We start from the raw sequence: 11,476 nt of genomic DNA, 5'->3' as shown, positions 1-11,476 counted from the left end.
CCACGATCGATCCAGAAGTCCAAGAGCAAGGAGCGACTGGTATTAATCAATTTTTAGCGCAGTTGCAGAGAACACGTAGCCACCGGGCGAGTCTGCTGTGTGCAAGTAATCTGCCACAACATGGGCTCCACCACCGAATCCTCTGCGCCCGCGTCGCAGCCCGCGGTTTCCCGCGCGGGCCGGCCGCCTTTGCGCATCCTCTACGCCGACGACCTGCGCGAGTTGCGCGATGTCGCCCGGATTTCGTTCAGTCGCGATGGACACGGGATCGAGTGCGTCGAAGACGGAGCGCTCGCCTTGGAACGGTACAAAGCCGATCCGAAGATTGATCTCATCATCACCGATCACCACATGCCCAACATGAACGGGCTCGAGTTCGTCACTCGGCTGCGCGAGCTGGACTACCACGGCAAAATCATGGTGTTCAGTTCCGAGCTGAGCGAGGCCGTCGCGAGGCAGTACCGCGAACGCCACGTCGATCGCATTCTCTACAAACCGATTTTCCCGTCGGCCCTGCGGCAGAATCTCGCTGAGCTGTTTCCCGTCCCGCCCGAAAGCGCCTGATTCGGCTCGCGGCCGGCGCGACGTGATCTCGCTCCGGTCGCAGACGAATTGTGTTTCCCGTTTCCGGCGACTTCGGCAACGTCGCGCGCGTGTCGACGCACCCCACGCCTGACCCGGTTGCTGATTCATCGTTGTCACCCAGTGACGCGCCCACGCACGCCGGGGGCATCATGCGCCAGCTGGGCCCGGGCCTCATCATTACCGCCTCAATCGTCGGCTCGGGCGAACTGATCGTCACGCCCAAGCTCGGTGCGAGCGCGGGGTTCACCCTGCTGTGGTTCATGATTCTGGGGTGCATCCTGAAGGTGTTCATCCAAATCGAGCTCGGGCGTTTCACGCTGGCCCGGGGCCTGACAACGCTGGAAACGATGAACCTCGTGCCCGGTCCGCGCGTGGTCGTTTCGTGGTTGTTGTGGCTCTGGCTGATCATGTTCGGCGCAACTATATTTCAGGTGGCCGGCATGGTGGGCGGCGTGGCCAGCATCATGGCGATCGCGGGCGTGACGCTTTCGACCAACACGATCGCCATCATCATCGGCGTGGTCACGGCGATCCTGCTGGTCGTCGGTCGTTACAAGCTGATCGAGGTGTCGGCGACGTGGATGGTCGTCGCTTTCACGATTTGCACCATGGTGGCCGTCGTCGCGCTGCAATTCACGCCGTACGCCGTAACCCTGCCCAATCTCGTGGAGGGCTTCAGCTTCGGCCTGCCGCCATCGTTCACGGTCGCGTTTGCCGCCTTTGGCATCATCGGCGTCGGCGCCTCGGAACTCATCTACTATCCGTACTGGTGCCTGGAGAAGGGTTACGCCCGCCGCGTCGGTCCGTCGGACGGCACGCCGGCCTGGAGCGCCCGGGCGCGGGGCTGGATGCGCGTGCTGAACGCCGATGCCTGGGTCTCGTGCGCCGTCTACACGAGCGCCACGCTCGCGTTTTACCTGCTCGGCGCCGCGGTGCTGGGACGCAAGGGGCTGAACGTCACGAACGCGGACATGATCCCGACGCTCTCGCACATGTACGTGGAGACCTTCGGCCCGTGGAGTCTGTGGCTGTTTCTGATTGGCGCGCTCGCCGTGCTCTACTCCACGATTTTTGTGGCGACGGCGTCGAACGCCCGGCTGATGGCCGATGCGATGGTGGTGTTTCGTGTGACCACGTTCCGCACGCCCGCCGATCGCGAACGCATGGTGCGCTGGCTCTGCGCGATCGTGCCACTGGCGTGGACGATCCTGTACATCGTGTGGGGCTCGCCGGTGACGCTTGTGTTCGTCGGGGCCGTGGCCCAGGGGATGATGATTCCGTTCCTCGCCCTCGCCGCGCTCTGGCTGAACTACCGGCAAACGGATCCGAGTCTGCGCACCAGCGGTTTCTGGCGTGCCTGCCTGTGGGTGTCCGCCGCGTGCATGACGGCCGTGGGCCTTTATCAGGTCGTCACGACTCTACGTTAGGCCGAAGGACGGCGCCGAGCCTAAGCTCGTTGAGAAAGTTGAAGGGCAAAAGTTGAAAGGCCGCTTCAAGGTCCCCGCGCCGGTCAAAAGTCACGGGATGGCTTTCGGCGAAGCCCGACCGGATGCGCAAGGGCGAAGCGGACTTCGGCGTAGAATGCCGCGCCGTAATTCCAAACCGTCCGCTTGGAATTGAGATTCGCCCGCCCGCCAACTTTCTCGTGGCTCCATGACCACCCAAGAGAGAGAGCACATCTGCCTCGTGGCCTTGTCCGCCGCTTTCGCCGACGGCGCGAAATCCGAGTCCGAACGCGCGCAATTCCGCGGCCTGCTCGACCAGCTCGAGCTGCCCAACGCCGCGCAGCTCGTTTCCCGCGCGCTGCTCAACCGCGCGGCCTTGGCCGACGCGGTCCCCGGCCTCACAACCGCGGAATCGCGCAGACTCGCCTACGAAATGGCCGTCTGCATCATCGAAGCCGACGGCCACCGCAATCTCGCCGAGACGCAGTTCCTCGCCACGCTCGCCGGGCAACTGCACATCCCGCCGGACCAGTCCGCCAGCGCCCTACAGCTCGCGGATGATGTGGCAGCCGTGGCGGCTCTGCCTGCCGCGGCCTCGACCGCGGCTCCGGCGCAGCCCGCACCCCGCGCTGCCGATGCGGCCTTGGAGACGTCCATCCGCCGCACCGCTATCCTCGCCGGCGCGCTGGAGTTGCTCCCGCAGTCCGCGGCGACCCTCGCGGTCCTGCCGTTGCAGACGCATCTCGTCTATCGCGTCGGGAAGCACTACGGCCACACGCTCGACGCCGGGCATGTGAAGGAATTCCTCGGCGTGCTCGGTCTAGGCCTCGCTTCGCAAGCCGTCGAAGGCATGGCGCGAAAGCTCCTCGGCAGCCTGGTCCGGCGCGCCGGCGGCAACTTCGCCGGCACCCTCGCGTCGATCGGCGCCGGCCCGGCGGTCACGTTTGCCAGCACCTATGCGTTGGGCCACCTGGCGCAGCGTTACTACTCCGGCGGCCGCACCCTGAGTGCGCTCCAGCTCAAGGAAACCTTTCGCGACCTTGTCGGCCAAGCCCGCGCGCAGGGCACGAGCCTGCTGCCCGAGATTCGGGAGCGGGCGCGCGGCCTGAACCTCTCGCAGTTGCCGTCGCTGATTCGCGGCGGGTAGCCGTCGAGCCCCTCCCCTCCATGCAGACATTCTGCCAACGCCTCGCCGCCTCCGCCGCGTTCCAGCGTTCCGTGCTCGCTCTCATATTGCTGGCCGGACTGCTGGTCGGGCTGGAAACGCACGCCGGCCTCGTCGCGCGCTTCGGCGATCTCCTTCATGCCGTGGACCGTGTCGTGCTCGTCCTGTTCGTGGTCGAGTTGGTCGTCCGGATCGGGGCGTGCGGCGCGCAGGTGTGGCGGTTCTTCCGCGATCCGTGGAACGTCTTCGACTTCGCGATCGTCGCCGTGTGCGTGCTGCCGATCCAAGCGGAGTATTCCGCGGTCCTGCGCCTCGCCCGCGTGCTGCGGGTGCTCCGGCTGATCACGGCGGTGCCGCGTCTCCAGCTCCTTGTGACGGCGCTGCTGCGGAGCCTGCCTTCGATGTCCTACGTAGCGCTCCTGCTCTGCGTGCTCTTCTACGTCTATGCCGTGCTGGGCGTCGGACTATTCGGTCGCGCGGATCCGGCGCATTTCGGTTCCCTCGGCGCCTCCGGCCTCACGCTCTTCCAAATCGTCACGCTCGAGGGCTGGGCCGAGATCATGCGCGAACAACTCGCCGCCGGCGCCAGCCCGACGCTGACGATCGCCTACTTCGTCTCGTTCATTCTGCTCGGCACGATGATCACGCTCAACCTGCTCATCGGGGTGATTGTGACGGGCATGGACGAGGCCCGCCGGGAGATGGAGGACGACGAACGCGAGCGGCATCGCGCGGCCACCGGCGCGCCTACTCCCGCCGACGATGTCGCCGCGCTGAGCCGGCAGGTCGAAGCTCTGCAAACTTCCCTCGCCGCCCTGCAACGCCGCCTCAAGTAACGATTCATGCCCATACTTTTTCCCTTCGCCGATTACTGGTGGTTCTACGTGCTGTTCACACTGGGCGTGCTGGCCTTTCTGGCGCTCGATCTCGGCGTCTTCCATCGCGAGGCCCACGTCGTGGGTTTCCGTGAGGCGCTGGGCTGGAGCGTGGTTTGGATCACGCTGGCCCTGATCTTCTGCTGGGGCTTCTGGCAGTATGCGCAATGGCGTTTGCCGCAGGACCCCCGGCTGCTCGCGGCGGGGCTCTCAGCCGCGCAGATCGCGACGCTCGCGGACCAGACCGCGCTCGAGTTCCTCACCGGCTTCGTCGTGGAGAAATCCCTGTCGGTGGACAACATCTTCGTGTTCGTCGTGGTGTTCACCTACTTCGCCATTCCGCCTGTCTACCAGCACCGCGTGCTCTTCTACGGCATCTTGGGCGCGCTGTTCTTCCGCATCATCTTCATCGCGCTCGGGTCCGCCCTCATGCAGTGGGAGTGGGTCATCTGGATCTTCGGTGCCTTTCTCATCCTCACCGGTCTCAAGATTATCTTCGCCCCGGAAAAGCCGATCGATCCGGAGCGCAACCCCGTCATCCGGCTGCTCCGCCGGCTCGTGCCGGTGACGCCGACCTTGGAGGGCGAAAAGTTCTTCCTGCGCCGCAATGGCGTGCTGCACGCCACGCCGCTGCTCGTCGCCCTCGTCTTCATCGAACTCACCGACATCGTTTTCGCGGTGGACTCGGTGCCCGCGATTTTCGCCATCACCAAGGAGCCGCTGATTGTTTTCACGTCCAATGTCTTCGCCATCCTCGGCCTGCGGGCGCTGTTCTTCCTGCTCGCAGGCGTGATGCACCGTTTCAAGTTTCTGAAATACGGGCTCGGCCTCGTCCTCGTGTTCGTGGGCCTCAAGATGGTCTGGCTCAACGAGGCGTTCGGCGGCAAATTCCCGGTCACGTGGTCGCTGGGGATTATCGGCTTCATCCTCTCGGCCGCGATCGGCGCCTCGCTGGCGCTGTCGCGCGGCGCGCCGCCCCCGGCTTCGCCGTTGCAGAGGTAGGCGGTGCCCGCTAGCTGGGAGCGCCGCAACGCTCAAGCGCCTCAAGCGCCGTGGCAGTTCTTGAACTTCTTGCCGCTGCCACAGGGGCAGGGATCGTTGCGACCGACTTTGGGCGTATCGCGCCGAATGGTGATCTTCGGCAATTGCACTTCCGGCTCGGCCGGGGCCGGCGCCATCGCCGAACCGCTGGTCGTCACCGTGGTCGTGATTTGCGGAGCCTCGGGCGCAGGCGGCTGCGGATCGGTCGGACCGACGGCATGCGCGGTGCGGCTGAGCAGCGACAGCATGTTCTCGAACGACTCAAGATTCGAGGCGCTGCGGAACAGGCCGGTGCAGATCTGCAGCCGCACGTTGTTCATCAACTCCTCAAAGTACTTGTAGGCCTCGCCCTTGTATTCAACGAGCGGATCCTTCTGGCCGTAACTGCGCAGGCCGATGGAGCGGCGGAGTTCTTCCATCTCGGTGAGATGCTCCTGCCAGTGGTGGTCGATGGCGTTGATGACCACGTAGCGTTCGAGCGAGCCCAAGGCCTCCGGAATCTCGACTGATTCCTTGACCGCATAGGCCTCGCGAATCCGTTCGAGGAGTTTCGCGACGATGGGATCAGCGTCCTTCCCCGCCATATCCTCGACGCGGATACTGATGGGGAAATGCGCGTTGAGCCAGCCGACCACGCCCTCGATGCCGGTCTGCGTGGCCCCGCCTTTTTCGCCAAAGCCGGCGACTTCGAGCCGGTTGTGCAGCTCCTCGCCGATCTGCTCAAAGATGATGTCCTTCGGCCGCTCCGAGTGAATGGCGGCGTTGCGGATGCCGTACACCACTTCGCGCTGCTGGTTGAGCACGTCATCGTACTGCAGCAGACGCTTGCGGATCGAATAGTTCTGCTGCTCGACCTTCTTCTGCGCGCTTTCGATCGAACGATTCAGCCAGGGATGCTCGAGCTCCTCGCCCTCCTGCATCGAGCCTTCCATCAGCTTCGAGGCGAGATTGCCCTGCAGGAAGAGACGCATGAGGTCATCCTCCAGCGAAAGGTAGAACTTCGTGAGACCCGGGTCGCCCTGACGCGAGCAGCGGCCGCGCAACTGGCGGTCGATGCGGCGGGACTCGTGACGCTCGGTGCCGATCACGTAGAGGCCGCCGAGTTCGCGCACGCCCTCACCCAATTTGATGTCGGTACCGCGGCCCGCCATGTTCGTCGCGATCGTGACCGCGCCACGCTGGCCCGCGCGGGTGACGATGTCGGCTTCCTGCTGGTGGAACTTCGCGTTCAGCACCGTGTGAATCACGCCCGTGCGCTTGAGCATGCGCGAGAGTACCTCTGAGGATTCGACGCTCACCGTGCCCACGAGCACCGGCTGGCCGCGCTTGTTGGCAGTCTCGATTTCCTTCACCACGGCAACGAACTTGTCGCGCCGCGTCTTGAAGATGGAGTCGTTCCGATCCACGCGAATGCAGGGCTTGTTCGTCGGAATCACCTGCACGCCGAGGCGGTAGATGTCGTTGAACTCCGTCGCCTCCGTCTCCGCCGTGCCCGTCATGCCGGCGAGCTTCTCGTACATGCGGAAATAATTCTGGATCGTGATCGTGGCGTACGTCCGCGTCTCGCGCTCGATGCTGACGTTTTCCTTCGCCTCGACCGCCTGGTGCAGGCCGTCCGACCACCGACGGCCCGGCATCACGCGGCCGGTGTTTTCGTCGACGATCATGACCTTGCCATCGGGCGAGACGACGTATTCGACGTCGCGTTCGTAAAGTGAATACGCCCGCAGGAGCTGCGAGATGGCGTGGATGTCCTCGGACACCTCCGCGTAGCGCTGCTGGGAGGCGAGTTTCTTCTCCTCGCGCTGCTCCGGCGTGAACTGCGTGTTGCGATCGAGATCGGAGAACTCCGTCGCGAGGTCGGGCAGCATGAACGCATCCGGATTGTCAGGACGCAGCCGGTTGCGGCCGATCTCGGTCAAGTCCGCCTGATGCTGGCGTTCGTCGATGACGTAATAGAGCTCCTCCTTGATCTTGTAGAGCTCGTCCTTGTTCATGTCCGAGTTCAGTTCGGTCTCGGTCTTGTCGAGCCGCTTGCGCCACTCGCCGTTCTCGAGCAGCCGCAGGAGCTGCTTGTTCTTCGGGTGCCCCATTTTCACCTGCAGCATCTTGTGCGCGGCGAGAGCCTTGTCGTCATCGGAGGCGTTGGGCTTTTCCAGCAGCTCCTTCGCCTCGGTGACGATCTTGTTGCACAGGCGAATCTGGTCGTTGACGAGCTGGTCGACCGGCGGCTTCAGCCGCGTGAACGGCTGCTCGCGCTCGATCGGTGCCGGGCCGGAGATGATCAACGGCGTGCGCGCTTCGTCGACGAGGATGGAGTCGATTTCGTCCACGATGCAGAACCAATAGTCGCGCTGGACCTGGTCTTCCTGCCGCGTGGCCATGCCATTGTCGCGCAGGTAATCGAAGCCGAACTCGCTCGCGGTGCCGTAGGTGATGTCGCGGCCGTACATCTCGCGGCGCTCATCCGGCGCCATCTGCTGCTGAATGCACCCGACGGATACACCCAGGAAATTGTACAGATGCCCCATCCACTCGGAGTCGCGGCGGGCGAGGTAGTCGTTGACGGTGACGAGCTGGGTGTTCCGGCCCGTGAGCGAATTGAGATAGAGCGGCAGGGTGGAGACGAGCGTCTTGCCCTCGCCGGTGGCCATTTCCGCGATCCGGCCCTGGTGAATGGCGATGCCGCCGATCAGCTGGACGTCGAAGTGCACCATGTCCCACGACAGCTCGTGTTCGCACACCAGCACCTGGCGGCCCACGAGGCGGCGGGCGGCGTTTTTCACCGTGGCAAACGCCTCCGGCAGGATCTCTTCCAACGCCGCGCGTTTGTCGGCGGCGGCCGCAATCCGGGCGCGAAACTCCACGGTTTTCTCCCGCAGCTGGTCGTCGGTCAGCGACTGGTAGGACTTCTCCAGCTCGTTGATGCGCGCGACCGTGGGCCGGGCCTTTTCGAGAAACTTCTTATAGTGCCGGCCGGAAAACCGTTTGAGCAGGAACGAGAGCATGAAGAGGGGCGAACGTTAGGAGGCCCCGTCCGGTTGGCAAATGAAGAATAGGCCGGGTGAAAACCGGAAACCGGAGTCCGGAGACCGGAAGGTGCTGAAATTGCGGATTTCGGATTGCGGAATGCGGATTTTTTCGGGCCACGAAACTCGGGGATTTGCCAATCCCCATTCAGCAATCCGAAATCCGCAATTCAACGCACCGCTTCATACCTTAGTCCGGAAATACGCGATCGTTCGCCTCAAGCCCTCGTCGAGCGGCACCGCCGGTTCCCACTTCAGGACCTTCTTGGCCAACGTGATATCCGGACGACGCTGCTTGGGATCGTCGGAGGGCAAGGGTTTGTGGACGATCTTCGACTTCCCGCCGACGAGCTGCACCGTCTTCTCGGCGAGTTGAAGCATCGTGAACTCGCCCGGATTGCCGAGGTTCATGGGACCGACGGTTTCCGTCTGCGCCATGAAACGGATGAAGCCCTCGATCAGGTCGTCGACGTAGCAGAACGAACGCGTCTGCGTGCCGTCGCCGTAAATCGTGATGTCCTCGCCCTTCAACGCCTGGACGATGAAGTTGGAAACGACGCGCCCATCATTCGGATGCATCCGCGGACCGTAGGTGTTGAAGATCCGGATGACACGGATATCGACCTTGTTTTCGCGGTGGTAATCGAAGAAGAGCGTCTCGGCGCAGCGCTTCCCCTCGTCGTAACAGGAGCGTTTGCCAATGGGGTTCACGTTGCCCCAGTAACTCTCCGGCTGCGGGTGCACATGCGGGTCACCGTACACCTCGCTCGTGCTCGCCTGAAACACCCGCGCCCGCACGCGTTTCGCCAGCCCGAGGCAGTTGATTGCGCCCATCACGGACGTCTTGATCGTCTTGATCGGGTTATACTGGTAGTGCGGCGGTGACGCCGGGCACGCGAGGTTGTAGATCTGATCCACCTCGAACTTGAAGGGATCGATCACGTCGTGCCGGACGAATTCAAAATTCGGATTCGGCAGCAGATGCGCGATGTTGGCCTTCTGGCCCGTAAACAGGTTGTCAATACACACCACCTCGTGGCCGTCCTTCAGCAGACGTTCACACAGGTGGGAACCCAGGAAGCCGGCGCCGCCGGTAACAAGTATGCGCATACGGGCCGACGCTGGGAGAGGGAGCGCGGCGTTTCGAGAAAAACCGGCGCGCGCGGAACATGAGCGCGATGAATTTGTTCCCGGCGGTGACACAACTAAATTCATTGAATGACCGCGCGCACACGGTACCCCCGTCGCTCCCCGCTGACTACTGCGGGGTCAAACCTACCATGAAACCTACCAAGAAAATAACCCTCGCCCTGGGTCTGCTGGCTGCCGGCGCGAGCTTTGCTCAAACCAATCCGCCAGCACCCACCGGCCTCCTCGGCCATCAGTACACCGAAGTCAGCTTCGGGCTGAACGACCTGAAGCACGTTTCGACCCATGGCTACAGCCTGGGCGCCGCGGCGAACACGGCGTTGATTCCCGGGAAACTCGACGCGGGCGGAACCTACAGCTACAGCTGGATCGGTGGCGGTCTGCGCAGCCACGCGAACACCATCGGCGGCTACACGACGGCCTATCTGCCGCTCCAAGGCTTCAAGCCCTTCGTCGGTGCCGGTCTCGGCTACGAGTGGACCAGCGCTCCGCACGGCCTCGGTGACGATCAGGCGGTCTGGCGCACCACGGTCGGCGTGGAAATTCCCGCCGGCGCGGTGACGATCACTCCGCGGATCACGTATCATGACGACTTCCGCGGCACGCAGCGTAGCACGCAGGCGTGGACGGTTGGCGCGGAAGCCAACTACTGGTACAGCGCCACGTCGGCCATCTTCGGCTCGATCGGCCACTCCGATGTCCGTCGGAGCTCGATCGATTCGTGGAACTACCAGATCGGTCTGCGCGCCAAGTTCTAACTCCCGCGATCTCTGGATCGCTCGCGAGCCCGCACGATTTTCGTGCGGGCTTTTTTTGCGGGCAAAATCAACCCGCCACGCGCGCCGCCGCTCCCGCTTCGTAGCGCTCGATCCACGCACGGTGCCACGTGGCGTAATCGCCCGCCTCAATGTGAGCCCGCGCCTGCGCCATGAGATCGAGGAAGAAATGCAGGTTGTGAATCGTGAGCAGCGTCGGACTGAGGATCTCGCCCGCCATCGTCAGATGGCGCAGATACGCGCGGGAGAAATTCGTGGTGTAGTTCGGGCTCCCGCTCTCGACGATCGGTCGCGGATCCTTCCGATATTGCTCGTTGCGCAGATTCATCGGGCCGTCGGGCGTGAAGACCAGGCCGTTGCGTGCCACGCGTGTGGGCAGCACGCAGTCAAACATGTCCACGCCCAACGCCACCATCTTCAGCAACTGCGGCGGCGTGCCGAGGCCCATCGTGTAGCGCGGCTTGTCCGCCGGCAGAAACGGCGTGGTGGCGCCCACTTGTTTCAACATCTCCGGCTCCGGCTCGCCCACGCTGACGCCCCCGACGGCGTAACCCGGAAAGTCCAGCGCGCCCAGCGATTCGGCCGCCTCGCGCCGCAGGTCGTCGAACGTCGAACCCTGCACGATCGCAAACACATGGTGACCGGCGGCCAGAAACCCGTTGTCGGTCGCGATCTGCTTGCACTGCCCCGCCCACTTGTAGCTGCGAGCGACGGCCTTCGCGCAGGCATCGCGCTCGCAGGGCCACGGCGGGCATTCGTCGATCACCATCGCAATGTCGCTGCCCAGATTTTGCTGAATCGTCATCACCTCGCGCGGGCCGAGGAAGAGCTTCGCCCCATCAAGGTGCGAGGAAAACGCCACGCCGTCGTCCCGGATGTCGCGGAGCTTCGCCAGCGAGAAGACCTGAAACCCGCCGCTGTCCGTGAGGATCGGCCCGTCCCAGCCCATAAAGCGATGCAGCCCGCCCAACTCCCGGACCAGTTCGCTGCCCGGCCGGAGATTCAGATGGTACGTGTTACCCAGGATGATCTGGGCACCGATGTCGCGCAGGTGCTGCGGGGTGACCGACTTGACGGTACCCTGCGTGCCGACCGGCATGAAGATCGGCGTCTCCACGATCCCATGACGGGTCTTGAGCCGGCCCCGGCGGGCGGCCGTCACGGTGTCGGTTTTGAGAAGCTGGAAGTGATCGGGCATGCGAACTTGGCCGCAGGCATGAAGTTGAATGGTGAAGGTTGAAAGTTGAAAGTTTTCCTGGCTGCAGGCCGTCGCGGCACCGATCCCGGCAGGCTTGCAGTGCGCTCATCCGGCTCGGGTCTTTCACCTTTCAACTTTCAATTCCATCTCCCTAAATCGCGCCCCGCATAGCGGCAGCGCGAATCGGCATCGATCTGTGCTCCCGGCCACGCC

9 protein-coding genes are annotated in these 11,476 nt (G+C 63.8%); 6 read left to right on the top strand and 3 right to left on the bottom strand.

All coding sequences use genetic code 11. The features are described from left to right. The first annotated feature begins 120 nt into the window (after positions 1-120). The 5 genes from ACLJEU_RS02625 to ACLJEU_RS02605 all read left to right on the top strand — a co-directional run bounded on the left by ACLJEU_RS02625 (position 121) and on the right by ACLJEU_RS02605 (position 5,072). Positions 121-564 carry a response regulator gene (locus ACLJEU_RS02625; protein WP_414664456.1) on the top strand — a complete coding sequence of 148 codons (444 nt, stop codon included), beginning with the start codon at positions 121-123 and terminating at the stop codon, positions 562-564. A gap of 131 nt (positions 565-695) precedes the next feature. Further along, entirely contained in the window at positions 696-2,012 is a 1,317-nt protein-coding gene (locus ACLJEU_RS02620) for an Nramp family divalent metal transporter (RefSeq protein WP_414664455.1), read from the top strand. A 226-nt stretch (positions 2,013-2,238) separates the two neighbouring features. After that, positions 2,239-3,177, top strand: a complete 939-nt coding sequence (locus ACLJEU_RS02615; protein WP_414664454.1) for a DUF533 domain-containing protein — start codon at positions 2,239-2,241, stop codon at positions 3,175-3,177. A 20-nt stretch (positions 3,178-3,197) separates the two neighbouring features. Continuing rightward, entirely contained in the window at positions 3,198-4,031 is an 834-nt protein-coding gene (locus ACLJEU_RS02610) for an ion transporter (RefSeq protein WP_414664453.1), read from the top strand. A gap of 6 nt (positions 4,032-4,037) precedes the next feature. Then, positions 4,038-5,072 (top strand): TerC family protein, encoded by a 1,035-nt coding sequence (locus ACLJEU_RS02605; protein WP_414664452.1) that lies wholly within the window; start codon positions 4,038-4,040, stop codon positions 5,070-5,072. Between the two features lie 41 nt (positions 5,073-5,113). On the opposite strand, the gene secA is transcribed toward ACLJEU_RS02605, so the two are convergent. Further along, the gene (gene secA / locus ACLJEU_RS02600; RefSeq protein WP_414664451.1) at positions 5,114-8,119 is read right to left on the bottom strand and encodes a preprotein translocase subunit SecA; all 3,006 of its coding nucleotides are present in this window, start codon (positions 8,117-8,119) and stop codon (positions 5,114-5,116) included. A gap of 204 nt (positions 8,120-8,323) precedes the next feature. Beyond that, positions 8,324-9,250: a UDP-glucuronic acid decarboxylase family protein gene (locus ACLJEU_RS02595; protein WP_414664450.1), complete on the bottom strand. Its 927-nt coding sequence runs from the start codon at positions 9,248-9,250 to the stop codon at positions 8,324-8,326. Positions 9,251-9,420: 170 nt separating this feature from the next. On the opposite strand from ACLJEU_RS02595, the gene ACLJEU_RS02590 reads away from it, so the two are divergent. Next, entirely contained in the window at positions 9,421-10,047 is a 627-nt protein-coding gene (locus tag ACLJEU_RS02590; RefSeq protein ID WP_414664449.1) for a hypothetical protein, read from the top strand. A 67-nt stretch (positions 10,048-10,114) separates the two neighbouring features. On the opposite strand, the gene tgt is transcribed toward ACLJEU_RS02590, so the two are convergent. After that, positions 10,115-11,263, bottom strand: coding sequence for a tRNA guanosine(34) transglycosylase Tgt (gene tgt, locus ACLJEU_RS02585; RefSeq protein WP_414664448.1), 1,149 nt, complete (start codon positions 11,261-11,263; stop codon positions 10,115-10,117). Positions 11,264-11,476 lie beyond the last annotated feature (213 nt).

Source organism: Terrisphaera buseokensis (genome assembly GCF_047521145.2).
GTDB lineage: Bacteria > Verrucomicrobiota > Verrucomicrobiia > Opitutales > Opitutaceae > ER46.
Note: the sequence above shows the minus strand (reverse complement) of the source record. Positions and strands in the feature narration are given on the sequence as shown.

Bases quoted from the DNA above. Each gene is read 5' to 3' on its own strand.
- ACLJEU_RS02625 (WP_414664456.1), top strand. From the start codon at position 121: ATGGGCTCCACCACCGAATCCTCTGCGCCCGCGTCGCAGCCCGCGGTT.
- ACLJEU_RS02615 (WP_414664454.1), top strand. From the start codon at position 2,239: ATGACCACCCAAGAGAGAGAGCACATCTGCCTCGTGGCCTTGTCCGCC.
- ACLJEU_RS02610 (WP_414664453.1), top strand. From the start codon at position 3,198: ATGCAGACATTCTGCCAACGCCTCGCCGCCTCCGCCGCGTTCCAGCGT.
- ACLJEU_RS02605 (WP_414664452.1), top strand. From the start codon at position 4,038: ATGCCCATACTTTTTCCCTTCGCCGATTACTGGTGGTTCTACGTGCTG.
- secA (WP_414664451.1), bottom strand. From the start codon at position 8,119: ATGCTCTCGTTCCTGCTCAAACGGTTTTCCGGCCGGCACTATAAGAAG.
- ACLJEU_RS02595 (WP_414664450.1), bottom strand. From the start codon at position 9,250: ATGCGCATACTTGTTACCGGCGGCGCCGGCTTCCTGGGTTCCCACCTG.
- ACLJEU_RS02590 (WP_414664449.1), top strand. From the start codon at position 9,421: ATGAAACCTACCAAGAAAATAACCCTCGCCCTGGGTCTGCTGGCTGCC.
- tgt (WP_414664448.1), bottom strand. From the start codon at position 11,263: ATGCCCGATCACTTCCAGCTTCTCAAAACCGACACCGTGACGGCCGCC.